The sequence below is a fragment of the Luteibacter aegosomatissinici genome (assembly GCF_023078495.1).
Lineage (GTDB): Bacteria > Pseudomonadota > Gammaproteobacteria > Xanthomonadales > Rhodanobacteraceae > Luteibacter > Luteibacter aegosomatissinici.
The window spans coordinates 2,474,624-2,499,753 of sequence record NZ_CP095742.1 but is presented as its reverse complement, the minus strand read 5'-3'; the positions used below and the strand labels follow the sequence as shown (position 1 = coordinate 2,499,753).

Genomic DNA, 25,130 nt, shown 5'->3' with positions numbered 1-25,130 from the left:
GCGCCGCTACCGCAGCGCGGATGAATGGATCACGCCGCCTGGAAGGATCGCCATGACTTATCGCGTCATCGTCGCCGATGATCATCCCGTCGTATTGAAAGGCATCAGCCTGGCGCTTGCCCACGATGGCACGTGCCGCGTGGTGGGTGAGGCGGCTTCGCCCGAAGCGCTGCTGGCCCTGCTGGATACCGAACCCTGCGATGTGCTGATCACGGATTTCAGCATGCCGGGTGCCGAGCACGACGGGCTTGCGATGCTCGATGCGGTTCGCAGGCGTTATCCCCGCCTCCCGATCCTGGTCATCACCACGATCGCCAATCCCGCGTTGTATCGCGAAATCCTGGCCGCCGGGGTGCTTGGCCTGATCGGGAAGTCGGGCGATGCGCGCGATATTCCCGAGGCATTGCGAACGATACTGGGCAACCATGTCTACCTCGGTGCCTCCGTGCTGGCGGTCATGGGGGCGGAGCAGGCGGCCGCGGTGGACAGGTCGGGCACGTTGGCCGATCTGTCACCACGCGAACTTGAGATCCTGCGCCTGTTCGCCACGGGCAACAGCGTGACCGATATCGCCCGGGCCACGGGGCGGGGCTTGTCCACGATCAGCCAGCAAAAATCCAACGCCATGCGCAAGCTGCGCCTGGCTAACGACGCCGAGATTTTCGAGTACATCGAGCGGCTGCGCCTATAGGTGCTGAACGGACGCTGCCACGATAGCCAGCGACGGCCGCCGGGGACATAGAAGAATTCTCAAAACTACGCGATCCTTGGGGGCTGGCGCGCACGGCGACGTGCACGCACGCTTGACAACCACGGTAGCTTACCGTGCCTACAATGCCCGACCAGGGCGCCTGGGGCGCCCATAGCAAGGAGACCCATCGGTGAGTGCCAAGATCAGCCCCCTCGCTGGCAAGCCCGCCACGGACAGCACGCTTGTCGATCTATCGAAGCTGCTGGCCGCCTATGTGGACCTGAAGCCCGATCCCTCGGTACCCGAGCAGCGGGTCGTCTTCGGCACCTCGGGGCACCGCGGCTCCTCGTTTGAGCGCTCGTTCAACGAAACGCACGTGCTGGCGGTGGTGCAGGCGATTTGTGAGTATCGTGCGAAGGCGGGCGTCGATGGGCCTATTTATGTGGGCATCGACACCCACGCGCTATCGCAGCCCGCACTGGAAAGTACGCTGGAAGTACTTGCCGCCAACGGCGTCGAAACACTGATTTCGGCAGGCGGTGAGTACACCCCGACCCCGGGTGTATCGCACGCCATCCTCGTGCACAACCGCGGGCGTGAGCGAGGCAAGGCCGATGGCATTGTCATTACGCCATCGCACAATCCGCCGGACAACGGCGGTATCAAGTACAACCCGCCGCACGGCGGCCCGGCCGACACCGACGCCACCAAATGGATCGCCGATCGCGCCAATGTGCTGATCGAGGGCGGCCTGCGCGAGGTGAAGCGCATGCCTTACGCGCAGGCCCTGAAGGCCTCCACCACCCACGAGTTCGATTTCCTGCAGCGCTACGTCGGTGACCTCGGCGATGCGCTGGATCTCGACATCATCCGTGCCCATGGCGTGCGGATGGGCGTGGATCCCCTCGGTGGAGCGGGCGTGCATTACTGGGGGGCCATTGGCGAGCGATACGGGCTCGACCTCACCGTGGTCAGCGAAGAGGTCGACAAGACCTTCGCGTTCATGTCGCTGGATTGGGATGGGAAGGTCCGCATGGACCCATCATCGTCCTATGCCATGCAGCGCCTGATTCACCTCAAGGACAAGTTCGATGTCGCCTTCGCCTGCGACACCGATCACGACCGGCATGGCGTGGTCGCACCCAGCACAGGCCTGATGCCCGCCAACCATTACCTCGCTGCCGCTGCCTGGTACCTGTTCCAGAACCGCCCCGGCTGGAGCGCGAAAGCCGCTGTAGGCAAGACGGCCGTAAGCACCGGCCTGCTTGACCGCGTCGCAGCGCATCTGGGCCGGCCCTTGCTCGAGGTGCCGGTCGGTTTCAAGTATTTCGTCCCCGGTTTGTTCGATGGGAGCGTGGGTTTTGGCTGCGAAGAGAGTGCCGGTGCCTCGTTCCTCGCCAAGGATGCCTCGGCGTGGTCCACCGACAAGGACGGCATCCTCGCCGCGCTCCTGTCCGGTGAAATGACGGCGCGACTCGGTCGCGATCCGGGCCGGATCTACCAGGACATCACCCGTGAACTGGGCGATCCGGCCAACGCGCGCATCGATGCGCCGGCCACGCACGCACAGAAGCAGAAACTGGCGAAGCTTCAGCCGGCGCAGGTGACCTCGACGATGCTCGCCGGTGACCCGATCACCACCGTCATCAACCAGGCCGATGGGCAGCCCATCGGCGGCATCAAGGTCAGCTCGGCGCAGGGCTGGTTCGCCGCGCGCCCCTCCGGCACCGAAGACATTTACAAGGTTTACGGCGAAAGCTTCCGTGGCAAGGAGCACCTCGACCAGGTGCTCGAAGAGGCCCAGGCCATGGTCGACAAGGCATTGGGCTAAGCCATGTCGCATGCGCCGCTGAAAGTACTGGTCGGCTCGCGTAACCCGGTCAAGGTGGCGGCCGTACAGCGGGCACTAGCGCCGTTGTTTCCGGGCCGGCTGGTGGTCTGCGAGGGCATGCATGCCCCGTCGGGCGTCGCCGACCAGCCCATGACCGTGGCTGAAACCCGCGAAGGCGCCCTCAACCGGATGAACCACTGCCGCCAGCACGGGGACGGCGATTTCTTCGTGGCGCTGGAGGGCGGCGTGGACGTGACCGAGGATGGCCCCGGCACCTTCGGTGTCGTGGCCATTGCCCACGGCGATACGGTGTCGGTCGGACGCAGCGCCTGGCTGCCGTTGCCACCCGCAGTGTACGAAGCGCTGCTTTACGGCGAAGAGCTGGGTGATGTCATGGACCGCCTGTTCGGTACCGTTAACATCAAGCAGCAAGGCGGTGCCATCGGCCTCGTAACCAATGGCCACGCCACCCGCGAGGACGCCTACGCCCAGGCCATGGTCCTCGCCATGGCCCCCTTCCTGCACCCCGAGCTCTACAGCACCGAACCCGAACCGTAGGCGCGGTAAAGGTGTTGTGAGCCTGGGGCACTAATTTAGATCGATCCAGCCCCTTGAATCTGGGCCATTGCCCCTCATCCAGCAAGGCGTCGACGACGGCGAAGCCGCCGCCATCCTTTGCCTTACCGGATACCAGGCCATGACCGCTTCCAGCCAGCTCGAACCCGTCCCGTCCTTCGATTACGTGATTTTCGGCGCCACCGGCGACCTGACCATGCGCAAGCTGCTGCCTGCGCTGTACCGGCGATTTGCCGAGGGGCAGGTGCCCATGGATGCGCGCATCGTCGGTACCGCGCGGTCGCCCCTGGATGACGGGAGCTACCGCGAGCGCGCCCTGAAGGCCCTGCACGAGTTCATCCGTGCGGATGAGCTGGATGAAGCGACGGTCAAGCGCTTCCTCGGCCTGGTGCATTACGTGAGCCTCAATGGCGCCGACGCCGGTGGTAACTGGGCCGGCCTGACTGAAAAGCTTGGCCGCGATGGTGACGGACGCGTGCGTGTTTTCTACCTGGCCACCGCGCCCGATCTTTACGGCGATATCGCCAGGAACATCGATGAGAACGGCCTGCGCACCGAGCAGTCGCGCATCGTGCTGGAAAAGCCGATCGGTACCGACCTGGAAACCGCGCGCAAGGTGAATGAGGGCGTTGGCCGCCATTTCCCGGAAAACAGCATCTATCGCATCGATCACTACCTGGGCAAGGAGGCGGTGCAGAACATCATCGCGCTGCGCTTTGCCAACCCCATGCTCGAGCGCATGTGGGATAGCGAGTCGATCGAGTATGTACAGATCACGGCGGCGGAGACGGTTGGCCTGGAAGGCCGTGGCGGTTACTACGACGGCTCCGGCGCATTGCGTGACATGATCCAGAACCACCTGTTGCAGGTACTGACGGTGGTGGCCATGGAGCGCCCGTCCTCACTGGATGCCGATGCGCTGCGCGACGAAAAAGTGCGTGTACTCAAGGCGTTGAAGCCGCTCGATCGCAACAATCTCGCCGCCAACGTGGCGCGTGGCCAGTATGTGCGCGGTACCGCGGGCGGCCAGGCCGTGCCGGCCTATCGCGAGGAGCTGCCGGAAGCGACCCCGAGCAACACAGAAACCTTCGTCGCACTGAAGGCCGAGATCGAAACACCGCGCTGGAAGGGCGTGCCGTTCTATCTGCGTTCGGGCAAGCGCATGCCGGAAAAACTCACCGAAGTCGTTATCCAGTTCCGTGCCGGTGAGCCGGGCCTGTTTGGCGAAGCGCGCCCCGGGAGCCGCCTGGTCATTCGCGTGCAGCCCAATGAGAGCGTCATCCTGCCCCTGTTTGTGAAGCAGCCGGGCAACACCTTCGGCCTGGATGAAGTCGATGCGCTGTCGAAACTGGGCGAACCGGCCCGCGTGCGCTTCCGTGATTCGTACGAGGGCTTGATGCTCGATGCCGTGAAGGGTAGCCCGGCACTGTTCGTGCGCAAGGACGAGACCGAGGCCGCGTGGCAGTGGGTGACGCCCATCCTGCAGGGCTGGAGCGAGGCCACGACGGGACCGGATGCGTATGAGGCCGGCACCTGGGGTCCGGATTCGGCGCGTGAGCTGCTGGCGCAGGCGGGCCATCAGTGGGTGGAAGACCTGGCCGCCTGAGCCCGGCCTTCACCCTTCCGGGGCATTGCATCCACGCCGCTCGCCCGCATTATGTGGGCAGCGGCGAAGCGGGCGACCGCGGCGCCGAATATCCCCTGGAGGCTCCCCATGTCTGACTATCGCAAGAGTCCCGAGGCCATTGCGCGCCTCAGTCCCGAGCAGTTCCGTGTCACCCAGCAAAGTGGCACCGAGCGCCCGTTCCATAACGCGTTCCACGAGAGCAAGGAACCGGGCATCTACGTCGATATCGTGTCAGGTGAGCCGCTGTTCTCGTCGCTGGACAAATTCGATAGCGGTTGTGGCTGGCCGAGCTTCACCCAGCCCCTCGAAAACGACCATGTCGTCGAGAATCGCGACACCAGCCACGGCATGATCCGTACGGAAGTGCGCTCCACGCATGGCGACAGCCATCTGGGCCATGTGTTCCCGGATGGTCCGCGCGATCGTGGCGGCCTGCGCTACTGCATCAACTCGGCGTCGCTGCGCTTCATACCGCTGGCTGACCTGGAAAAGGAAGGCTACGGGCAGTACGCCAGCCTGTTCAATGAAACCAAGGGAGGTGTCGCATGACGTCGAAAGCCATCCTGGCCGGCGGTTGCTTCTGGGGCGTGCAGGACCTGATTCGCAAGCAGCCCGGCATTATCAGTACCCGTGTCGGCTATTCCGGCGGTGATGTGCCCAACGCCACGTACCGTAACCACGGCACGCATGCCGAGGCCATTGAGATCGAGTTCGATCCGGCGAAGATCAGCTATCGGAAGATCCTCGAGTTCTTCTTCCAGATCCATGACCCGACCACGGTGAATCGTCAGGGTAACGATGTGGGTACAAGCTACCGCTCCGCCATTTTTTACCTGAACGACGAGCAGAAGGCTGTGGCGGAAGACACGATTGCCGACGTCAACGCATCGGGCCTGTGGCCGGGCAAGGTCGTGACCGAAGTCAGCCCTGCCGGTCCGTTCTGGGAGGCTGAGCCGGAGCACCAGGATTACCTGGAAAAGTACCCGAACGGGTACACGTGCCATTTCATCCGGCCGGACTGGGTGCTCCCACGCCGCGCCGCGTGAGCTGAAGTCGCCTGAAGTAACGCCCGCCGGCTCTGGTATAAGAGCCGGCGGGCTTGTTTTGGGGGCAGGGGATGGCGAACAGGGTAGGGCAGGCGGTTCCACCGGCATGGCGGCGGCGCGCGCTGTGGCTGTGGGTGGCCCTGCTCGTGTTGATCGGGCTCCTGCGCGCGTCAAACCGTTTTCTGATCGATGTGGCCAACGGCCATGCCACGCCATTTGTCCCGCCCCTGATCGAAGAGCTGACCGGCTCCCTGAGTTTTGGCGCGTGCCTGCCGCTGCTCTTCGCAGCCCTGCGGCGCATCCCTCGTTCGCCATGGGCTCATGCCGGTGTTTTCATCGCGCTATCGGTCGCGCAAACCACGCTCATGATCGCATCGCGCCAGGTCGTCTTCCGGCTGGTGGGCTTGCCTGGGCGGGCCTATGGGATCACGGTGTGGCGGTACCTGATGGAGGTGCCCACGCAGCTGTTCTTTTACGCGGTGATCGTGGTGGGTGTGTGGCTGTTCGATCGCTACCGCGAAGGTCGCGAGCGCGAAGTGCGCAACGCCCAGCTCGAATCGGCGCTATCCGAAGCACGTCTCGAGGCGCTTCGCCTGCAACTCAACCCGCACTTCCTGTTCAACACGCTCAATGCGGTATCCGAGCTGATGTACGAGCGACCGCGCGTGGCCGATGAAATGCTGGCACGGGTCGGCGAGCTGCTCCGTGCCACCCTGGCGGCGGCTGGCCAGGAACATGCGCTGCGTGAGGAGTGGCGGCTGCTGGATCTTTACCTCGATATCCAGCGCGCGCGCTTTGGTGCAGGCCTGGATGCGGACCTCGTGGCCGATGAAGGGCTGGCCGACGTGCGGGTGCCGTTCCTCATATTGCAGCCGCTCGTGGAGAACGCGATCGAACACGGTGGCGTGGGCGATGCCCGGTTTGTGCGTGTGGCCGCGGTGTCCGATGGCGGGCGTGCGGTCATCACCGTCCGCGACGGCGGGGGCGGGGGCGGGGGCGGGAGTGTGCGGCCCGGTCATGGCATCGGCATGGGCAACGTGCAGGCGCGGCTGCGCCATTTGTACGGTGACGAGGCGGGCGTACAACGGGATGCGGCGGGCACGGGTTCCGTCGTGACCCTATGGCTGCCCATCCGGCGGGGAGATGCGCCATGACGCTCCGGGCTGTCGTCGTCGACGACGAAGCGCCGGCGCGCGCGAAGATCCGCCGGTACCTTGCCGAGCATGACGGTTTGCTCTGGGTGGGTGAGGCCGCTGATGGGCCCGCCGCCGTGACGTTGATAAACCGCATGCGGCCGGATGTGCTGTTCCTCGATATCAGCATGCCCGGCATGGATGGCTTTGGTGTGCTGCAGGCACTCGGTGAACCGCTGCCGGCCGAGGTGGTGTTCGTGACGGCGCACGATGACCTGGCCGTCCAGGCGTTTGAGGTGCATGCGTTCGATTACCTGCTGAAGCCGGTGGGCCCTGAGCGGTTCGCGCGCACCGTGCGGCGACTGGTTGAAAAGATCGCGCCGTCGATGGCGCGGATGGACGCCCTGCTGGGGGATCTGCCGGCGCCGGTGCACTACCTGGAGCGGTTGCTACTGCCCACGGGCGACTCAGCGGAACTGGTCCCCGTGGCACGCGTCGATCGCATTGAGTCGGACCGGAACTATCTGGATGTATATGTGGACGGTGCGGCACGCCGCTTGCGCGGTACGCTTGATGGCCTCCAGGCCCGGCTACACCCCTCCGCCTTCGTCCGAGTGAACCGCTCGACCATCGTCCGGCTCGATGCCATCACCGAGGTGCAGCCCTGGCCCGATGGTGAAAAGCGCCTGGTACTGCGCGACGGGGCACGCACCACCTGGACTCGCCGCTACCTGTCCCCGGACTTGTAGGAGCGCGCTCGCGCGCGATGCCCCTTTCTTTGCCGCCGGTGCAGGATTCGTCCCACCCCCATCGCCATTCGTCCCAACCCGACACCGGCACGTTCACTCCGTGCGCCACAGTTCAGCCCACACCACGGAGCTGAACCATGCGCAAGCCGTTACTTGTCACCACCAGCCTGGTGCTGGGCCTGGCCATCGCCGCCTGGGCGGTCTACCGTCCGGACCAGGCCATACGCGTCGCAGCTGGCGTGGCTGCCCACCACGTCTGCTCGATGACCTACGTCGGGCACCAGGATCCGGACACGATCTACCGTGAACTGGTCACGCCCATGATCGGATCCCTGCCGGCGAAGTGGCTCACGGTACACGTGGATCGGGAACGCCAGGCGGTCGCGGTTGATGGGCTGGTCTCGACGCTGGCCACCGCCACATTTACCCCGGGGTACGGTTGCCGGCTTGATCTCCCTGGGAACACGGCATGGGTGGCCGATACCCATGTTGCGCCTGATATCGATGATGGATTCGCCGCAGCCGGGCTCGTCGCCACGGACAAGCCCACGGTGGCTGCTGCCATGGAGCGCGTGTTCGCCGAACATCGTGGTGACGCACCGAAGGCAGTGAAGGCCGTCGTCATCGTCAAGGATGGCAAGGTAGTGGCCGAACGCTATGCGCAAGGTTATGGCATCCGCTCGAAGCTCATCAGTTTTTCCGTGGCGAAATCATTCACCAATGCGCTGCTCGGCATGCTTGCGCTCGATGGCAAGGTGGATCCGAAGCAGCCGCTCGGTGCGCTGGAGTGGCAGACGCCGGGAGATCCGCGCGCTGCGATCACCATTGAAGATCTGATGCGCATGCAAAGCGGCCTTGCCGCCGAGGAGGCGGAGTCCGCCTTCAGCCCGGTGGCCCAGATGGAATTCCTGCACGCTGACATGGCCGGTTTCGCAGCGGCCCAGCCGGCGAAGGAGGCGCCAGGGAAGACCTTTGAGTACACGTCGGCCGATACCGTGTTGCTGGACCGTATGCTCGGTCAGCGTATTGGTGGCGGTGCCGCTGGCGTGCGCGCCTTCGCCCGCCAGCGCCTGTTCGCCCCGCTGCACATGGGTGATGTCACGATGGAATATGACGGGCAGGGCACCTTTATCGGTTCGACGTATGTGTACGCCACCGCGCGTGATTACGCCCGGCTCGGCCTGCTGTACCTCAATGACGGCAAGGCGCCGGATGGATCGCGCCTGCTCCCCGAGGGTTGGGTTGCGTGGTCACGCACGTCGGCCCTGGGGGCGCCTTACGGTGCGGGCTTCTGGACCAATGACGGCCCGAGTGATGTCGCGCAAATGCGCGTCGAGGGCGGCTTCCCGAAAGATGGCTTCTTTGCCAGCGGCACCATGGGGCAGCGCATCTACATCGTGCCATCGGAGCACCTGGTCATTACCCGCTTCGGCTATTCCGCGCCACCGACCTACGGCATCGAGGACGATGTGCGCCTGATCAAGGCGGCCATCGCCGCTTACCGGTAGTGGTCAGGTGTGCAGGTTGAGTAACTCGGCGAACTGGTCGATCACCGCCAGGGCGCCTGCGTTGCGGATATCGAGCGACTTGGGGTAGCCGTAGCTCACCAGCACGTAAGGCACGCCCGCATCGCGCGCTGCCAGCATGTCGCTCTCGGAATCACCGACCATGAGCACCTGGTTCAAAGGTACACCGGCTTCATCGGCCAGGTGTTTCAGCGGCACGCCGCTGGGCTTGCGTTCGGGCAGAGTGTTGCCGCCCACGATGCCATCGATATACGGCAGCAGGCCGCGTACCTCCAGCAGCGGGCGCACGAACTCCTCGTTCTTGTTCGTGCACACGGCCAGCTTCACGCCCTGCGCATGCAATGCGGCCAGGGTGTCTGCGACACCTGGATACACCACGGCGTCCAGCGCGGTTTCCGCGTAGTGTTCCAGGAACCCGGGCATCACATCGTCGATATCCGCATCGCTACCGGCGTCGCGAAACGCATATGTGATGAGCTGGCGGGAGCCCTCGCCGATCCAGCCGGTGATCTGCTTCACGTCATACGTGGGCAGGCGCCAGTCGCTGAGCGTGCGGTTGACGGATTCCGCGATATCGGCGGCGCTATCGACCAGCGTGCCATCCAGGTCGAAAATGACGAGGGAAAAGGGGTAGGCCAAGACGCCGCTCCACGATCAAAACGCTGATTCTACGCCTTCGGCGGCCCCAGCCCGTGCCCCAGCAAGGCCATGGCGTGGCGGCGAATGGTCGCGCGCGTGACTTCCTTGCGGATGGGGTCGTCCTTCCACTTCCGCCGCGCGGCCATGAACAGCATGGTCAGCGACATGATCGAGGGCATGATGAGCGAAGGATCGAGCTCCGGGTTAAGCAGGCCCGTGGCCTGCCACGCCTGGATGCGTTCGTGGAACGCCGCCTGGGTCTTGTAATCGACCTTGCCTTTCACGTGCTTGCGGAACGTATCGCCTTCCGTGAGCAGATCGCCGAAGAATACGGGTGCGATCCATTCGTGCTCACCGGCCACGTCCACGAAGCGCTCGGCCACCTTCACGAAGGCGGCCACCGGGTCGCCGGCGTGCTCATGGAAGATCGCCTCCACGTGCTTGCGCATGGGCACGATATGGGCCTCGTGGATCTCGTCGAACAACTGCTCGCGGGTCTTGAAGTAGTAGTGCACGGCAGCCGGTGTCATGTCAGCGGCGCGTGCAATGGCGGCCAGCGTGGTCCCGGCGTAGCCCTGCTTCGCATAGAGGGCCAGCGCGATCTCGATCAGTCGCGTGCGCTGGTCGGCGGCATCCGGCTGGGCGTGGGGGCGCCCAGGTGGGCGGCCGCGACGCGGCTTTAGGGGTTTAGCGGTATCCGGTTTGTTCATGGCCACTGAATAGCACGGGAGCGGGGAGTTGCCTTGCGGTTCGTTGCCGCATATATTAACTGACGACTTAATTAATTTACAGGCCCACCGCCCGTGAACGCCGTCCACCGCCCCGAACCCGCCGAGACGCCCGCTGGCGTCGTCGAACCCAGCCTGGCGCCGATGCCGGCGCAGCCATCCCTGCGCCTGCTTTTCCCCGCCCTCATGCTGGTGATGCTGCTGGCCGCCCTGGACCAGACCATCGTCTCCACGGCATTGCCCACCATCGTGGGCGACCTGGGCGGCCTCAGCCAGCTGTCATGGGTGGTGACGGCCTACCTGCTCACCTCTACCGTGGTGGTGCCGTTGTACGGCAAGTTCGGCGATCTCTATGGGCGGAAGATCGTGCTACAGGTCGCCATCGTCATCTTCCTGATCGGCTCGGTGCTCTGTGGCCTGGCCCAGGACATGACGATGCTTATCCTGATGCGTGCATTGCAGGGCCTGGGTGGTGGCGGGTTGCTGGTGATCACGATGGCGGCGATCGGTGATGTGGTGCCGCCCGCGGAGCGCGGCCGTTACCAGGGCTTGTTCGGTGGTGTCTTCGGGCTGGCGACGGTCATCGGCCCGCTGCTTGGCGGGTTCATGGTCGACCACCTGTCGTGGCGGTGGATCTTCTACGTCAATCTCCCGCTGGGCATCCTCTGCCTGCTGGTGATCGCCGCGGTGTTTCACCCGCACGCGCGGCACGTCAAGCATCAGATCGACTGGTTTGGTGCTGGCTTTCTCGCCACGGCGCTGAGCTGCATCATCCTGTTCACGACCGAGGGCGGCACGCAGATGCCGTGGAACTCGGTGGCCCTGTGGTCGATCCTGGTCATGGGCCTCGTCGCCGTCGCTGGCTTTATCTACGAAGAGAGCATTGCCAGTGAGCCGATCATCCCACTGCACCTGTTCAAGCACCGCACGTTCCTTTTGTGCAGCCTGATCGGCTTCTTCGTCGGCACGGCGCTGTTTGGCTCCACCACCTATTTGCCGCTCTACCTGCAGACGGTAAAGGGTGTGTCGCCGACGGGGGCGGGGCTGCAATTGCTCCCGCTCATGGGTGGTGTGCTGGTCAGCTCCATCGTCGCGGGCCGGATCATCAGCCGTATTGGCCGCTACAGGGTGTTTCCGGTCATCGGCACCTTCCTGGGTGCGGTCGCGTTGATGTTGCTCGGTAGCGTCAAGGAGGAGGATCCGCTCTACCTGATCTATGGCTACGCCGGCATTCTTGGCCTGGGCATCGGCATGGTGATGCAGGTGCTGATTCTGGCTGCGCAGAACAGTGTCGAGATGAAGCACATGGGTGTTGCCACATCCGGTGTTACACTATTCCGTTCCATCGGCGGCTCGGTGGGTGTATCGGTGTTTGGCGCACTGTTTACCCAGGGGCTGCAGTCGCGCTTGCAGGGCGATATCCCCGCCGCACAGATGGGCCCGCGCACGTTCTCGCCCGAAATGGTCGCGAGGATGACGCCCGACCTGCATGCGAAATTCATCCATGCCTTCGGTTCCTCGCTGCACGTGGTTTACCACGTGGCGGCCGGCGTCGTTTTCCTCGGGTTTTGCCTGGCGTGGTTCCTGCGCGACGTGCCGCTCCGGGGTGCAGGACGGAAGGCTGCCTGACAGGATTGCCTTATTCGTTACCGTAACGAATAATAGCGGCATGAAGAAGAACATCAACGCGACGCGCGATCCGAATACCTCCGACATGTTTCCGAATGCGAAGCGTGGCCGCGGGCGGCCGCGCAAGCCGGATGCGCTTACGAATGCGCAGCGCCAGGCCCGTTACCGCCAGCGCCGCAAGGCGATGGGCTTTGATAGTCGCGGCATCAACGCCGCGGCAGTGCAGTTGCTGGCCAGCACGTTCCGCGACCTGATCGAGGCGGATGCCCGTGCCGGGCAGCTGCTGGATGCGATGAAGGGCGCGGGTGATGCTGATGCGGCCGCCATGGCGCAGCAGCTGCGTGCCCTTGTCGAAAAGGCGACCCACCGTTTCGCATAACGCGTAACGAAAATTATATTTGGGCTTCCAACGTGTGGAAGGGGTGGTCGATGCGGATGCTGTCGGCATCCCATGTTGTCGCGGGCTTACCGTCGATCGTTACGCTGGCCGGCCGGGTTCGGCCGGGCCAGAACACGCGAACCGGGGTATTCGGGCGGATGCCCTTGTCTAGCGTAACGGTCAGCTTCCCGCCTTCCCGGCGGGCGGCCATGTTGAGCTCGCCATAAGCGACCGGCAGCTTCGATACCTTCAGGCCATTGCCTTCTACCCACGCTGGCGGCGCACCTGGCAGCAGGTACAAGCCGTCGTCGGCCTCACGCATGAGCATGCCGAATAACAGGCGGGCGTACTCCGCGCCGATCCACGTGTGCGGCATGTCGCCCAGGTAGCCGGGGTGGCGTAGGCGCGAATGAACGACCTCGGCCCACATATTCCACTCGGGCGGGCGCCGGTCGCGCACGATCGTGCCGAGCAGCTCAGCCGCATCCGCAGGCCGATCGAGGTAGACGTAGGTCAGGACGTTGCGCAGCTCGTACGGGGTGTAGGCAAACAACTCACCGGGCTGCTCGCGCTTGCGCACATCCGCCAGGTACCGATTGAACGTGGTCACCAGCGCATCGTGCGGAAGCACATCCATCTGGCCCGCAGGGTCGAGCGCGATCGAGATGCTGGTCGGATCACCATCGCCCAGGTCCGCGGCGGCCGGGATGGTGTCGACACCCTTCCATGCCATGGTGGCGCGAATGGAGGCGCCGACCGATTCGCGCAGGGCGGCGTACTGCGTGCGCGCATATGCGGCAAGCTCCTTGTCGCCCCATTGATCAGCCAGCCATGCGCCATCGTGCCAGCCCTTCAGTGCCCACCAGTCGTCCCAATAGCTATGCGTCGGGCTGGAATAGCCTTCGTGACTGATCGAGGGCGCAATGATGCCGTGGAAGCGCTGCGGTGCCGGCTGGTCGGCCATGTAGCCCGGCACCATGGTGCGCTCGCGCAGTTCCTGCATGAAGTGCATGGCGGCGCGCACCTTGGGCAGGTAACTGCGGACGGATTCCGGTCCGCCGCCGAAGCGCGCGACGTCGGCGACCAGGTTGATGAATTCCCCCTGGCTGTCGTACTCGATATCCGAGCCAAAGCCCTTGTTTACCGTGCCATCTGCATTGAGGATCGGCGAAACCAGGCCGTTCTCGTGTACCGCGTGGCTGGCGTACCAGTCGAGATAATCGCGCGCCGTTTTTACCTCGCCCATGCGCAGCAGGATCGATGCGGTGGCCGCGCCATCGCGGATGAACGAGCGGTTGTAATTGCGTGGACCGGCCTGCATGGCATGCCCAGTCTGGTTGACAAGCATGTAGGCCGCCTGCGAACGCAGGATGTTGACCAGTGTTTCATCGGGAAGGGAGAGGCCGACGCTGCCAAGGCGCGCCTGCCATTCGCGCGATACGGCATCTGCGAGCGCGTCGAACGCACCGGCGGTAACGCGCGTGCGATCAAGTGGCGGCGGCTCCGGTAGCGAGCCGTCGCTGTTCGCGGGGTGGGCACCAAGTGGAAACGCTACGACGATGTCGCGGTGCTCATGCGGCGCCAGGTGAGCCTCGTAAGCGAGGCCGCCTGCGGCGAGGCCTTGCGCATCCGTCGCGGATGCGATGCCGGGAAGCTTGCCGGCAGCGATGGCTGTGGTGATTTCGGTACTTCCGTGGTCGCCGAATGGCGCGGCGCCAAACGCATCAGGCAGCGTCAGCGGAACAAGCAGCGTGCGCCCGTTGACCTGCACGCTGTCGCGACTCGTGGCAATAGTGTGGATCGGCGACGGGCCACCGTTCTGCCAGGGAGGGTTGACCTGCATCGGCCGGATGGCAAGGAACAGCTTGCCGTCGATGCGTGTGGTGCCCTGGTTGACCAGGCGGTGGCGGACCAGGATCACGGGCTGCGCGCCATCCTGGATGGCGATGGTTTCCGCGGTCACTGCCAGCCCGGCTTGCGGGTGCCAGCCCACCGAGGGCATGGGTTTCCATTGGTCACGCAGCGCATGTGTGCGCTCCACGTTATCCGCGACGACTGCCTTGCCCTCCGCATCGCGCCAGATGGCCTGCACCAGCGGCCCGCCCTTGAACGGTTCGATATCACCGTATTCATCGAAAATGGCCTTCTGCAGCCCCGCGGGCACGCCGACATCCGTCCAGTACACCTGTTGCATATGCAGGGAGGACGGGAAGAGTGCCGCGTTCTCGCGTGATGCGGCGATCTGGTAGCGCTTCATGGCGGTCATGACGCGTGGCGGCCCAAGGAAGCGCAGCCGCGCGATCGTCGGTGCGCCGGTGCCCGCCGCGAGCACCAGGCGAAGGTCGCTCGCCAGGAAGGGTGTGGGTGCCGCCAGGTATGACGTGTCGCCAGCGCTGCCCGGGTCGCTATCGACGACCCCCCACTGGCCCTTGGCGTCCTTTGTTTGTAACGTCGCGCCGACGCGCGGGCCGGCCCAGGTTACCTCGATGCCAGCGATATCGAGCGGGTGGGGCAGGTGGATGCTTACCACGCGCTCGCCACCGTTACCTGCGACCCCGTGCGGATGCCCATCGGACCAGATCGCTGCCGCGTCGGCTGCATCTGCAAGGCCATCGACCCGCGCCACGTCGTCCGCCGACATCGGCTCGAACTCGAAGACCGATACACCCCAATCAGCCGTGCGGGCGGGTGCTGCAAGGCGCACGTAGCGCGCATCTTCGGCGGGGAAGACGAGGTACTCCACGCCGCCGGGTGAGTCGGTCACGGTGTAGACCGGGTGGAAGGCCTTGCCGTCCGTCGACACCTGGATGCTGTACGACGCGGCAAACCCGCTATCCCAGTGGATCCTTACGCCACCCACCCTGGACACCTTGCCCAGGTCTACCTGGAACCACTGCCCTGGGCTGAAGGAGCCGCCCCATCGGGTCGTCTCGTCGCCGTCAATGGCGTGTGCCGGCGCAAGCGCAGGGACCTGCTGGGAGGAACTTGTCGCTTGCCACGCACTGCGGGGCGGCAGGCTGGCGGCGAACGTGGGTGTCGCAAGCAGGGTTGCGACGGCGAAGCACAGGGTCGAGCGCATGGGATACCTCCGGGGAGGTTTCACAGCCTAGTCACGTAACGCGATGAAACACAGCCCCAGCGGGCGCACGTGTCGTGACGCAGGTCACCGCCGCGTGGCGAACACGCCATCGAGCGCCAGGGTCGGGTTGAATCCGGCCTTTTCGAGCCGGCCCGCCACCTCGGAGGGCACATCGCGCCCCGTGGTCAGCTTGTTCGGGCTGCCGGTGTAATGAAACAGGCGGCCACCCCGGCGAATCACGCGGGCAAGCTCATGATAGAACGCCTGCGAGTACAGCTCACCGGCGATGCCGAAGCGGGGCGGGTCATGCAGGATGGCATCCACCGAGCCATCCGCGATCGTGTCGATCTGCTCGGACACATCACCTTGCGCGAGGTGCAGGCGCCCCGCGGCCGCCACCGATGCCGGATCGGGCGACCACGGGTTGATCGTTCGCAGCCAGAGCACATCCGGGTTCTTCTCGAATGACTGGATGCGTGCCACGCCGCCATCCAGGCAGCATGCCGCGAAATAGCCGAGCCCGCCGCACGTATCGAGCACGACCTTGCCGCGCGGCTCCACCAGGGCCACCTTGCGGCGCGCATCATCCAGTGGCGATTCCTTCGATGTGGGCAGCATCTTGATGCCGTCGATCTCGAAGGTCGGCACACCCCATTCCGTCGGCACCAGTTTGATCAGGGAGCCGGCGAACCGCGAGACCGGCTCGAACCCGTCGCCATCCCAGGCGTAAATGGTGCGCGCTTTGATCTTCCCGGGGTAAGGGTAGGCCTGGCCAAGCCATGTCCAGTGATCGTCGTGCAGGCTTGCGGTACCTTCAGTGCGCCCCAGGTCGAGCGAGCCTTGCCACGATGGCGCGGCTGCCTTGCGTGCCGCGAGCAAGAGCTGGGCGGTCGGTTCGGTGAGGAGTGGGCCGGCGTAGTGCGACAAGGGAGGGGCCGATCAATGGTTGAGCGCGCCATGATAACCGCGCGGAGGTAAGCGAACATGCCAGCCGTCGAAAAAACCTTCGCGATCAAGCCGGTGCGTGACGCACCCGCAACAGCCGACGGGCGCCGCGTACTCGTTGACCGGCTATGGCCGCGGGGCGTGTCCCGTGAGCGCGCCGCCCTGGACGACTGGTGGAAAGAGATCGCGCCAACGCCTGAGTTGCGCACGTGGTTCGACCACCGCGAGGACCGCTTCGCCGAGTTCACGGAACGCTACCTGGCAGAGCTCAGGGCCAATCCGTTTGCCAAGGCGGTAAGGGCCGCATCACATGCCGGCCGAACGACGCTGCTCTACGGCGCGAAGGATCACGCCATCAACCATGCCGTGGTGTTGGCCCGTTTCCTCAACCGCCGCCGTTAACCATCAGCCGCCCAACCGGGCCTGGCCATGGAAGACGGCTTCGATGTTGTGGCCATCGGGATCGAGGATGAATGCGCCGTAGTAGCCTTCGTGGTAGTGCGAGCGTGGACCAGGTGGCCCATTGTCGCGCCCACCCGCGGCGAGTGCCGTTTCGTGGAACGCATGCACCAGCTTGCGCGAATCCACGCGGAAGGCCACATGCACCGGCGGCTGGTTCGGTTCGCCCTTGTAGATCCAGAAGTCGGGCTTTCCGCCTTCGCCGAACCCGGCGACATCCGTGCGGCCCGTGACCGAGGCAGGGAACACCGCAAGCAGCTCGTACCCGATGGCGGCCAGCACCGTTTGATAAAAGGCCTTGCTGCGCTCGAAGTCGCTGACGTACGCGGCAGTGTGGTCGATCATCGGGGCTCTCCTGCGCAATGGGTCAGGCCCGGACTTTAGCGCAAAGTCAGATGGTGCAGGCGTCCGTTGCATTGAGCTTGGTGCCGGCCGAGGCGCCGAACGCGCTGATGCCGATTCGTGAGCCTGGCACCGCGGTCGTATTTTGACCGGGGAGCGCGGTGCCCGTGGTCACGGCGCAGAGGACGAAGTACATCGGCTGGGTCGCGTTCGAGCGCGTTGCGACGGGCTCGAGCTGGCCTTGTTGGCCAAAGGTCACCACGACTGTATCCAGGGCGCGCGCAGAAACCATATCCAGGGCACCACCCGCGCGAAGCAACAGCATGCCCTTCGTCGAGTCCGTGGTGTAAACGTCCGTCGCCGTCGTCGTGGCCACGGGGTGGGCATATACCAGCCAGCCGGTTTCGTAGGTTTTGGTGCCCGAGCACGTGGCGCCGTCGGTACTGGCGCAAAGGGATACGTAAGTCGCGCGCAGGACGGCTTCAGCCCGGGCATAGTCGACCGCTGCCTGCAGGTTGTCGGCCGCACTGCGTAGCCGGTGTTTCTGGATGGTGGTTCGGAATGACGGAACCGCGATCGCGACAAGGATCGCTATGATCACGATCGCGACGAGCATTTCCAGCAGGGTGAAGCCGCGCGATTTCACCAGCAACTCCCATTGGTCGTGATGTTGAGCGGGGATTTCACCCCGGCGTTGGTGATGCTCAGGGCGCCACAGACATCTTTCTGTTGCGCGCTGCCCGGAATGGGTGTCGCTGTAGCGGTAAAACCTTGAGCCGCAAACGTGTTAACCGTCGTGACAGCGACAGATGCGGAGTAGTACCCGCTATCCGAGGTCGACGTCGTAGTGGTCGAGAAGCCAATGGTTTGCAGATCGGCATACTTGTTTTGCTGCGCGTAATAGCGCTCCTCCGCGTTGGCGATGGCCATGAGCAGTTTCTGGCCGTCAGCCCGCCTGGCGCGGAAGCCGTAGCGGCTGAACTGGGGGATGGCGATGGCGGCCAGGATGGCCACGACACCCACGGTAATCATCAGTTCGATGAGGGTGAAGCCGCGTGCAGGCCTGCGGATGCCATTCATATCAATTCTCGCTATTCAGCACGCGCCAGCTCCGGCGGCGCGCGGTAGGGATGGCGGTGCTCGTCGTATTGCCGCCGACGGCGGTGGGCGAACTTGGGTTGTACGCCTTGCCGCCGGAGAGGCTGGCAACTGTGCTGAGCGCACCGGAGGTGGCGGCGCCTGTGACCCGTGCCCCCGCAAGCGTATAACCCGTACCGATGTTATACGACGAGGTGCCGATGGAGACGCCGTATGCGGCGCCACCGGTCGTGGCATCCAGCGCAAGCACCGAGCCGGAGCTGGATGTCGTGCAAGGATCGGTTGCGGTCGGAATGAGCGTACTGAAGGTTACCGTGCTCGAGCTGGCGTCCAGTGCGGGCGTTACCACCACGCGCTCACCTGCCGGATTATTCAGGTTCAGGTACCACCCCGATTTTGTCGAGGGCACTGCGTTACTTGTGACGCCAATCGCCCCCGTGCTGGCATCGACCGACATGGTCTGCTGTACGAGGGAGCCTACGGCAATGGGCGTAGTGACAGTCGTGCCGGGGTCGCGCACCCCATAGATCGACTGGACGGTCGTGTCAGACGTGTCACCCGTGCTCAGGAAGCGCCCCGTCCCGAAGACCACCATGAAATAGGCGGAGTTTGGATCGGCGACCAGGCGCGGTGCCGTGGTGATCGACTGCGTATTCGCCGTGGCCGGTTTGAACAGCAAGCTCACGCCCTGCGACTTGCTCGTGCTGGCCAGCGAGGCGTTGGAGAGATCGATGCGCCACATGTTGCCATCCAGGTCGCCGGCGAAGGCGACATCGGCCACCTGGTCGCCGTCGTAATCACCCAGCGTCGGCGTGGTCAGGCCATGGCTTGCTGTTGTTCCGGTGCCGGTCGGGGTGCGGATTTCCTTCAGCAGGGTGCCGGTCTGCGCATCGAGGATGAACAGCGAACTGTAGGTGTTGTCCTTCGCGGCAGCTGTGCTGTCATCGGGAAAGTACCCGCCCGGCACGAGCACTACCCAGCGGCCGACGGTATTGCCGGTCGTGCCGGTGGCGTCCGAGTTCGTCCACGCGATGCGGGCGATCACCGGCGTGCCGAACGTGTAGCCCAGGTTGGCTGGGGTGCCGGCGGTGGAGATGCTGTCGCTGTTGAATTCCCAAAGCACCTTCTGTGCGACAGCCGTGGCCGTGTTCAGTGTGGCGGCACGCGGGTCGGTGATATCGATGCCGAACACACCGCGCCCGCCATAACGCAGCGAGCCAACCAGCAACGTGTGCCAACCCTTGGTGCTGTTGTTGGTGGCATTGGCAGAGTTGAAAAACACATCGCCGGTGACCGGGCTGCCGTCCACCGTCGGCGTGAACGTGAAGTTCTTCAGCTTGCTCTGCGCGGGCAGGTTGGGGTACACGCTGGCTGGCACGTAGGCCCATTGCTCGTTACCCGGGCTGGCCGCGGTATCCGAGGCCAGGCGGGCATCGAAGGCGTGCAGCATACCGTCGTTCGCGCCGACGTAAACCATGGCCGGCCGGCTGGCCCACGTGGTCAGGAATGACGCGTAGCTGTTCGTGCTGACCGCGGCCGCTTCGGGTGAGTTCGACGGGAAGCTGTCGCTGTAGTTGCCATTGGGTGTGGAGACGTAGGCCGGCTGCGAGCCGAAGATCGCACCGAGAATGGACCCGCGCGTGCGGAACGTGCTGCCTTCGCCCGTCTTTGAGCCGGTCAGCCAGGTCACGCGCTGGGAGCCGAGTGTATCGGTGGTCGCGATTGAACCCGTGCCATCGGTCGAGTTCATGATGGCCTTCTCGCCCAGGCTCAGGTTATCCCAGGCAAATACCACTCCCGTGCCGGTGCCTGGACCGGTGCTGGTTGCGATAAGGCGTGGACGCGCGTTGAGGTCGCGCCCGTCCAGCGTGGTCAGCGTCGTCCACAGCTGGGCGCCTACCACGCCAGTGAGGCCTACGCTCATGGCTTTCAGCTCGCCGCCCCAGGTCGTGGTGTTGTAGCCCGCGTAGTACGCCACCGCGTTTGCCGTAAGTACGTTCGTGCTAAGACTCAGTGTGAGTGAGGTGGAGCTGCTCGCGATCACTGACGAGAGGATGCTGCTGAGGCTGGTGACCAGGGACGTGGGATCGGCTGCGCTGAAATAGCCGCCACGACTGTTGACCGCGGCGTGCCACGTGTCATCGATATTGACGGCGCCGCCGCCGGTCAGTGGCGTGGGCCACTGCTTGGTGCCCTTGCGCAATGCAGTGTAGTCGCCGCTATATGCCAGGGTGCCGGAGATGCCCATGGTCACCATGTACTGCGACATGTGCTGCCAGGTGGCCGGGTCGTTCGCCGGGTTGAAGTAAACCTCGGGCGTGTTGCCTGGTTTGGCGGAATCGACCGTGGCCTTGCCTGAGGTGACGCCGGTGCTGATATCCGGCCAGTACGCCGGGACGTTGTTGGTCAGGTCGGGACGAAGGTCCGTCGCCCAGTAGGCGAAGGCAATGTCCGCAAGCGACGGATCCGTGGTGCCGGACTGGTTCCAGTAAATGGCCGAGTTGGGGTCAGAGACGGAATAGGACGTGTTATCCGGCAGGGTTAGTGCGTCGTCATCCGAGGGCGAAAGTGATTTGACGGTATCGCCATTCCAGTAACCGTCGGTCACCAGCATGTGGAAATTCTTGCGGCAGGCAATCTCGCCGGCCGGGCTGGAATTGCCGTTCCAATAAGGATCCTGCGCGGTGGGTGTCGTCGTACTGAGCGTGCGCTTGTAGAACTCACCGGCCTGGATGGTCGCGACGCGGGTGGGGGTGCCACCGCTGGCGGGCACGCCATAAATCCAGTTCATGAACTGGCTTCGCCAGCACGTATCGGTCGTGCTGGTCGCTGTGCAGCTCGTGCCGTTCACGAGCTCGAGGATCTTGCTGGCGGTCGCGAGCGGGCCATAGCTCAGACCCGCGTACGCATTGGCATTCGTGTTGTAGTTGGCGCTTGCCGTCTGTGCCTGAAGCGTCTGCCAGCCGACGCGAACCGCGTTGTCGCTCAGGGCACTGAACACGCGTCCGATCGCGGCGCGGGCGTTGAAATTGCGCGTGCGATAGTAGCTATACCAGATGGCGAAATTCGCCTGGATTGCAGCGGATTCGTTGGCGACCAGGTGGTAAGTGCAGGTGCTTTCGTCCGCGGCGGCCGTGCACACATAGTAGAAGGCGCCAGTGTCGTATGTCGTCTTGTTGCCCGATTTCGTTGAGCCGCGCACCGCGGTCGGAATCTCCAGCGCCGGGCAGGTCACCGTCGTGTTTCTTCCCGAGGTTGTGGTGGTATACCAGCCCGGCTCATTGGCATCACGGGGGCAGGGCGAATTACCTGCCTGGATATTCACCAGGAAGTTGGTGCTGAACGTCGAACTAAGGTCAATCGTGACCGGATCAAGATAGGCACCCTTGTTCGAATTGCTCGAGGGGGCCCAGCACTTCTTGTTTAGTGTGTTCGCGCAATAGCCATCGCGCCACGCGGCGGTGAACGAGGGGGTTCCCAGGGGCTGGCCAAGGGCATCCGGCGGCACCACGTACGTAATGGTCGGGTCGAAGTAGATCGGGTTGCCCTTCGCCGAGTAGTAATACTTCTTGTCGTAGAAGCCGTCCATCTCATCCGGGATCGATGTCGAGTTCATCGAGCCGGAGTCATCGAACGTCACCACGATGTTGGGCGCGACCTTGGATGTGACACCCGGCGGCGTTTTGCTGAGCGTCACCGTGGTGGCCTGCGCGGCCGAGCCGACGAGTACCGTTGCCAGGAATGAAAGGGCGGCGCGCCAGGGGAAGGAAAGGCGAGGCATGTCGGGTTCCTTCAGCTCAGCGTGCACGTGAACAGGTTGGGCGTGACGAACGTCGATTCGACCACGCGAATGGTGTTGGGGCTGCCCCCCGTGGCGCGCGCCGTGATCCGGTAGAGGTAAAAGCGCGCCGTCGTGCTGCCGCCCGAGCCGGCTTCCGCTTGCGCGCCCGTCGTGTTGGGCGGCGCACGGTCCTGGCCTAGCAGTTCGACGATGTACCAGGGGTTGGCGGCCAGCGTCGCACTGGCCATGCTGGTATCGGTCGTGGTGGCCGTGTAATCGATCGCGACCCCTGCACCCTTGTACTCGGCGGCGCCATCTGTCACCCACGTCGAGGCGTTGCGGAAGGTGGTGACCTTGGCGCTTACCGTCGCTGGGTTGCTCGAGTTGTAGCACCCCAGTGTCGTGTCACCCGTGAATATTCGCCACTCAACACCGCGCAACGCATTTTCTGCCGACCATTCTGCCTGCTGTGAATTGCGCAGGGCGCCTGCCAGGCGCTCCTGGATGAGCGACCGACTCGAACTCGTGATGGCGACAATCGTCAGCAACAGCAGGAAGATCAACGCTAAAACGAGGACAGCTCCGCGCTCCTTTTTCATGGGTTGTAATTCCTTACAGCCACTAGCGTGGTGAACTCACGGCGGAGCATGTGGTTATCGAACCCCTGCTGGCTCGGCTTCACGGCGCGGTTGGTGTCGTCGGGTGATGCCAGCCCAGTGATCGCGGCGTCACCGTAATACTGGTACTGAAGATCACCGGTACTCAGGGCATACAGTGGTTTCTGCCCATCCATGAGCAGGTGCACCTCCACGCTCTGCACTGAGCGCCAGAGGCAGCCGGGGTCTGTGCCAAGCACGCTGGGGCTGGAGGATGCGCAGCTGGTGGCGCTGTCGATATCGGTCGCGCTGCGGAAGCTGGTGTTGCCCGTGGCATCCATGACGCCGTAGAGGAAATCCAGGCGCTCCACCCCGCGGATCACCTCCGAGCTTACGCCGTTCTGCCGGCGCATCAGCGCACCCGTCTTGTTCCCGTCGTTGTCGTCAACGACCTGGAGGTAGTAGGTGATCGTCTGGTAATCGCGGTTAAAGTCGAAAAGGCGCGGCGACACACCCGTGGGCTGCGAGACGCTTACGTAGTTCGAATCCGGCGTGATCGATCCACCCGACACCTTGGCGCTGAAGACCTGGCCCGCATTACAGTCGGTGAGCAGCATGAGGTCGCCCGACTTGATATCCGTCAGCAGCGGCTCGCCCGTTTTCGGAACGATGGTCAGGCTGCTGACGACCTGAGACGCGACCGTCATCTTGCTGCTCGTGCCATCCAGTGTCCATCCGCGCGTGCCATCCAGGTAGCGAAGCGTCAACACGTCGCTGCCGACGACGCGGTTGCCTGTCGCGGTCCCTTGTGCGGGAATGACGTTCGTGCCAGAGCCTGGCGCGGGGTCCACCGGTGTACACGCCGTGGCGGTGCAGTCGTAGCCGCGCATGGCATACCAGGCTGGCAGGATGAATGGTGCCGTGGGCGAAGCCGGGTACGTGTTGGATCCACTCTTGGTGCCCCAGGTCGTGGTCACGTCCTGGAGTGCCGATTGCAGCGTGGCGCCCGACACGATGACCTTTGGCGACCGAAGGTAGCGGTCAAGCGTCATCGCACCATTGGAGAGGGCTGCTGACTGGCCACCCATGTTCGAACAATATTGCGCATTGGCCATGCGCAGATCATTGGTCAGGGCCGTCATCGCAAACCGGCCGCCTTCCTGAAGTCTCGCCAGTTGCGCCTGGACCAGGCTGCTGCTCGATGTGGTGTTGAAGATATTGACGATGCCAAGGGCGACGAGGATGCCCAGCGTGATCGCCACCATCAGTTCGATGAGCGACACGCCCCGTACGGAGCGAAATGGCAGGTTGGGTAGTTTGATCATGGCTGGAAGTTCCATGCATACGTGCGCGTCACTACCGTGCCGTTGTTGGCGCTCGAGGAGGCGGCGTTGGTCGCGTTATCGGTTGCGGCGCGCTCTATCCAGCTGATTTTCATTACGCAGTTGCCCGCATACGGAGGGCGCATTTGCAATTGTGTGGCATCTGCGGTCGCGCCCTTGGTGCAGGCGATCGATGCGCTTGGGTTGGGCAGAAACGTATTGAGTTGCGAGCTCCATTGCGACTGGTCACGCTTTGCCAGCTGCGCCGGCGTGCACGCCGCCGCCTTCGTGCAATCCTGCGTTATCGTGAGCGGGTACGTGGTCGAGTCGTAATTTCCAGCCCATACAGCCAGCGGATTGGCCCGCATGCGATCGGCCATGCTCATCGCGATAAATTCCGCTTGCGTACGCAGGTAACCCACCTGATTCGAGCGGAACGAAATAATGAGAAGACCTGCGAGACCGACAATACCGACACCAAACACCAGTACTGCGACAAGAACCTCGATCAGGGAGGCGCCCCTGGCTCGCCCTGGTGATGACATACGACCCCTTGCAATGTGTAGCAGACCAAGACGCGCGTGCATTGTGTTTGCACGCGCAAGGTAAAGACCACCTTCCGCGACACTTTGTCGCCCGCCTGCGCCGGATGAATTTTTGTTTACTCTCGTCACAGCGCCCCCGATGAATACCCAGGCGGCGAACGCATGGTATCGATCGGCCCATCACATCATCCTGCACGGACTACGTGCGAATGCTGCAATTACGGCATTCCGTGCGTCGCGCGACAACGTTAGCTCCGTGAATGTGATCAACGCATCACAAACGTGATTCGCAATCTCTTCACATTGGGTTGATGCAACGATTACGCCGCGTAGTGCGTTGACGGGTCCACGTCGATAGTTGTTGCGACATGAAGATTCACAATGAGAGGCGCTAGATGTTTTTCACTGG

23 protein-coding genes are annotated in these 25,130 nt (G+C 63.9%); 12 read left to right on the top strand and 11 right to left on the bottom strand.

The features are described 5' to 3' along the window. Positions 1-52 precede the first annotated feature (52 nt). From L2Y97_RS11175 to L2Y97_RS11135, 9 genes are all read left to right on the top strand, one after another. Positions 53-691: a response regulator gene (locus L2Y97_RS11175; RefSeq protein ID WP_247426278.1), complete on the top strand. Its 639-nt coding sequence runs from the start codon at positions 53-55 to the stop codon at positions 689-691. Between the two features lie 190 nt (positions 692-881). Beyond that, a complete protein-coding gene (pgm, locus tag L2Y97_RS11170; RefSeq protein ID WP_247426276.1) occupies positions 882-2,522 on the top strand; it encodes a phosphoglucomutase (alpha-D-glucose-1,6-bisphosphate-dependent) in 1,641 nt (546 codons plus the stop codon). Between the two features lie 3 nt (positions 2,523-2,525). Next, the gene (yjjX, locus tag L2Y97_RS11165) at positions 2,526-3,080 is read left to right on the top strand and encodes an inosine/xanthosine triphosphatase (RefSeq protein ID WP_247436654.1); all 555 of its coding nucleotides are present in this window, start codon (positions 2,526-2,528) and stop codon (positions 3,078-3,080) included. Positions 3,081-3,219: 139 nt separating this feature from the next. Further along, entirely contained in the window at positions 3,220-4,704 is a 1,485-nt protein-coding gene (gene zwf, locus L2Y97_RS11160) for a glucose-6-phosphate dehydrogenase (RefSeq protein WP_247436651.1), read from the top strand. Positions 4,705-4,812: 108 nt separating this feature from the next. Then, the gene (msrB, locus tag L2Y97_RS11155; RefSeq protein WP_247436649.1) at positions 4,813-5,274 is read left to right on the top strand and encodes a peptide-methionine (R)-S-oxide reductase MsrB; all 462 of its coding nucleotides are present in this window, start codon (positions 4,813-4,815) and stop codon (positions 5,272-5,274) included. Next, entirely contained in the window at positions 5,271-5,771 is a 501-nt protein-coding gene (gene msrA, locus L2Y97_RS11150; RefSeq protein WP_247436646.1) for a peptide-methionine (S)-S-oxide reductase MsrA, read from the top strand. The genes msrB and msrA overlap by 4 nt, the downstream gene beginning before the upstream one ends. Positions 5,772-5,842: 71 nt before the next feature. Next, on the top strand, positions 5,843-6,925 hold the full coding sequence (locus L2Y97_RS11145; protein ID WP_247436643.1) for a sensor histidine kinase: 1,083 nt from the start codon (positions 5,843-5,845) through the stop codon (positions 6,923-6,925). After that, on the top strand, positions 6,922-7,653 hold the full coding sequence (locus tag L2Y97_RS11140) for a LytR/AlgR family response regulator transcription factor (RefSeq protein ID WP_247436640.1): 732 nt from the start codon (positions 6,922-6,924) through the stop codon (positions 7,651-7,653). Before L2Y97_RS11145 ends, L2Y97_RS11140 begins: the two co-directional genes overlap by 4 nt. Before the next feature lie 137 nt (positions 7,654-7,790). After that, entirely contained in the window at positions 7,791-9,161 is a 1,371-nt protein-coding gene (locus tag L2Y97_RS11135) for a serine hydrolase domain-containing protein (protein ID WP_247436637.1), read from the top strand. A 3-nt stretch (positions 9,162-9,164) separates the two neighbouring features. Here L2Y97_RS11135 and gph read toward each other — a convergent pair whose 3' ends face one another. Both gph and L2Y97_RS11125 read right to left on the bottom strand, forming a co-directional pair. Next, positions 9,165-9,818: a phosphoglycolate phosphatase gene (gene gph / locus L2Y97_RS11130; RefSeq protein ID WP_247436633.1), complete on the bottom strand. Its 654-nt coding sequence runs from the start codon at positions 9,816-9,818 to the stop codon at positions 9,165-9,167. A gap of 29 nt (positions 9,819-9,847) precedes the next feature. After that, positions 9,848-10,528, bottom strand: coding sequence for a TetR/AcrR family transcriptional regulator (locus L2Y97_RS11125; RefSeq protein WP_247436630.1), 681 nt, complete (start codon positions 10,526-10,528; stop codon positions 9,848-9,850). Between the two features lie 93 nt (positions 10,529-10,621). Here L2Y97_RS11125 and L2Y97_RS11120 point away from each other — a divergent pair, with 93 nt between their 5' ends. Together L2Y97_RS11120 and L2Y97_RS11115 are read left to right on the top strand one after the other, a co-directional pair. Then, positions 10,622-12,175: an MDR family MFS transporter gene (locus L2Y97_RS11120; RefSeq protein WP_247436627.1), complete on the top strand. Its 1,554-nt coding sequence runs from the start codon at positions 10,622-10,624 to the stop codon at positions 12,173-12,175. Positions 12,176-12,215: 40 nt separating this feature from the next. After that, a complete protein-coding gene (locus L2Y97_RS11115) occupies positions 12,216-12,554 on the top strand; it encodes a hypothetical protein (RefSeq protein WP_247436624.1) in 339 nt (112 codons plus the stop codon). A 13-nt stretch (positions 12,555-12,567) separates the two neighbouring features. On the opposite strand, the gene L2Y97_RS11110 is transcribed toward L2Y97_RS11115, so the two are convergent. Together L2Y97_RS11110 and L2Y97_RS11105 are read right to left on the bottom strand one after the other, a co-directional pair. Continuing rightward, the gene (locus L2Y97_RS11110) at positions 12,568-15,633 is read right to left on the bottom strand and encodes a discoidin domain-containing protein (protein ID WP_247436622.1); all 3,066 of its coding nucleotides are present in this window, start codon (positions 15,631-15,633) and stop codon (positions 12,568-12,570) included. A gap of 84 nt (positions 15,634-15,717) precedes the next feature. Next, positions 15,718-16,560 carry a class I SAM-dependent methyltransferase gene (locus tag L2Y97_RS11105; protein WP_247436619.1) on the bottom strand — a complete coding sequence of 281 codons (843 nt, stop codon included), beginning with the start codon at positions 16,558-16,560 and terminating at the stop codon, positions 15,718-15,720. A 57-nt stretch (positions 16,561-16,617) separates the two neighbouring features. Between L2Y97_RS11105 and L2Y97_RS11100 the strand changes: the two genes are divergently transcribed. Further along, entirely contained in the window at positions 16,618-16,980 is a 363-nt protein-coding gene (locus tag L2Y97_RS11100) for a DUF488 domain-containing protein (protein ID WP_247436617.1), read from the top strand. 3 nt (positions 16,981-16,983) lie between these two features. Here the strand turns inward: L2Y97_RS11100 and L2Y97_RS11095 are convergent, their stop codons facing one another. Genes L2Y97_RS11095 through pilV form a run of 7 tightly spaced genes read right to left on the bottom strand, consistent with a single transcriptional unit; the run spans position 16,984 to position 24,721 of the window. Then, positions 16,984-17,382, bottom strand: coding sequence for a VOC family protein (locus L2Y97_RS11095; protein WP_247436615.1), 399 nt, complete (start codon positions 17,380-17,382; stop codon positions 16,984-16,986). 46 nt (positions 17,383-17,428) lie between these two features. Further along, positions 17,429-18,025, bottom strand: a complete 597-nt coding sequence (locus tag L2Y97_RS11090) for a GspH/FimT family pseudopilin (protein WP_247436613.1) — start codon at positions 18,023-18,025, stop codon at positions 17,429-17,431. After that, a complete protein-coding gene (locus L2Y97_RS11085; protein WP_256452093.1) occupies positions 18,022-18,459 on the bottom strand; it encodes a type IV pilin protein in 438 nt (145 codons plus the stop codon). The genes L2Y97_RS11090 and L2Y97_RS11085 overlap by 4 nt, the downstream gene beginning before the upstream one ends. 1 nt (position 18,460) lies before the next feature. After that, positions 18,461-22,258 carry a pilus assembly protein gene (locus tag L2Y97_RS11075; RefSeq protein WP_247436612.1) on the bottom strand — a complete coding sequence of 1,266 codons (3,798 nt, stop codon included), beginning with the start codon at positions 22,256-22,258 and terminating at the stop codon, positions 18,461-18,463. 11 nt (positions 22,259-22,269) lie between these two features. Then, positions 22,270-22,857, bottom strand: a complete 588-nt coding sequence (locus L2Y97_RS11070) for a pilus assembly PilX family protein (protein ID WP_247436610.1) — start codon at positions 22,855-22,857, stop codon at positions 22,270-22,272. After that, positions 22,854-24,179: a PilW family protein gene (locus L2Y97_RS11065; RefSeq protein WP_247436608.1), complete on the bottom strand. Its 1,326-nt coding sequence runs from the start codon at positions 24,177-24,179 to the stop codon at positions 22,854-22,856. Before L2Y97_RS11065 ends, L2Y97_RS11070 begins: the two co-directional genes overlap by 4 nt. Then, the gene (pilV, locus tag L2Y97_RS11060) at positions 24,176-24,721 is read right to left on the bottom strand and encodes a type IV pilus modification protein PilV (protein WP_247436606.1); all 546 of its coding nucleotides are present in this window, start codon (positions 24,719-24,721) and stop codon (positions 24,176-24,178) included. The genes L2Y97_RS11065 and pilV overlap by 4 nt, the downstream gene beginning before the upstream one ends. Positions 24,722-25,130: the final 409 nt, after the last annotated feature.

Excerpts from the sequence above, each read along its gene's own strand:
- L2Y97_RS11175 (WP_247426278.1), top strand. The coding sequence starts at position 53 with ATGACTTATCGCGTCATCGTCGCCGATGATCATCCCGTCGTATTGAAA.
- yjjX (WP_247436654.1), top strand. The coding sequence starts at position 2,526 with ATGTCGCATGCGCCGCTGAAAGTACTGGTCGGCTCGCGTAACCCGGTC.
- zwf (WP_247436651.1), top strand. The coding sequence starts at position 3,220 with ATGACCGCTTCCAGCCAGCTCGAACCCGTCCCGTCCTTCGATTACGTG.
- msrB (WP_247436649.1), top strand. The coding sequence starts at position 4,813 with ATGTCTGACTATCGCAAGAGTCCCGAGGCCATTGCGCGCCTCAGTCCC.
- msrA (WP_247436646.1), top strand. The coding sequence starts at position 5,271 with ATGACGTCGAAAGCCATCCTGGCCGGCGGTTGCTTCTGGGGCGTGCAG.
- L2Y97_RS11145 (WP_247436643.1), top strand. The coding sequence starts at position 5,843 with ATGGCGAACAGGGTAGGGCAGGCGGTTCCACCGGCATGGCGGCGGCGC.
- L2Y97_RS11140 (WP_247436640.1), top strand. The coding sequence starts at position 6,922 with ATGACGCTCCGGGCTGTCGTCGTCGACGACGAAGCGCCGGCGCGCGCG.
- L2Y97_RS11135 (WP_247436637.1), top strand. The coding sequence starts at position 7,791 with ATGCGCAAGCCGTTACTTGTCACCACCAGCCTGGTGCTGGGCCTGGCC.
- L2Y97_RS11125 (WP_247436630.1), bottom strand. The coding sequence starts at position 10,528 with ATGAACAAACCGGATACCGCTAAACCCCTAAAGCCGCGTCGCGGCCGC.
- L2Y97_RS11115 (WP_247436624.1), top strand. The coding sequence starts at position 12,216 with ATGAAGAAGAACATCAACGCGACGCGCGATCCGAATACCTCCGACATG.
- L2Y97_RS11110 (WP_247436622.1), bottom strand. The coding sequence starts at position 15,633 with ATGCGCTCGACCCTGTGCTTCGCCGTCGCAACCCTGCTTGCGACACCC.
- L2Y97_RS11100 (WP_247436617.1), top strand. The coding sequence starts at position 16,618 with ATGCCAGCCGTCGAAAAAACCTTCGCGATCAAGCCGGTGCGTGACGCA.
- L2Y97_RS11095 (WP_247436615.1), bottom strand. The coding sequence starts at position 17,382 with ATGATCGACCACACTGCCGCGTACGTCAGCGACTTCGAGCGCAGCAAG.
- L2Y97_RS11085 (WP_256452093.1), bottom strand. The coding sequence starts at position 18,459 with ATGAATGGCATCCGCAGGCCTGCACGCGGCTTCACCCTCATCGAACTG.
- L2Y97_RS11075 (WP_247436612.1), bottom strand. The coding sequence starts at position 22,258 with ATGCCTCGCCTTTCCTTCCCCTGGCGCGCCGCCCTTTCATTCCTGGCA.
- L2Y97_RS11070 (WP_247436610.1), bottom strand. The coding sequence starts at position 22,857 with ATGAAAAAGGAGCGCGGAGCTGTCCTCGTTTTAGCGTTGATCTTCCTG.
- L2Y97_RS11065 (WP_247436608.1), bottom strand. The coding sequence starts at position 24,179 with ATGATCAAACTACCCAACCTGCCATTTCGCTCCGTACGGGGCGTGTCG.
- pilV (WP_247436606.1), bottom strand. The coding sequence starts at position 24,721 with ATGTCATCACCAGGGCGAGCCAGGGGCGCCTCCCTGATCGAGGTTCTT.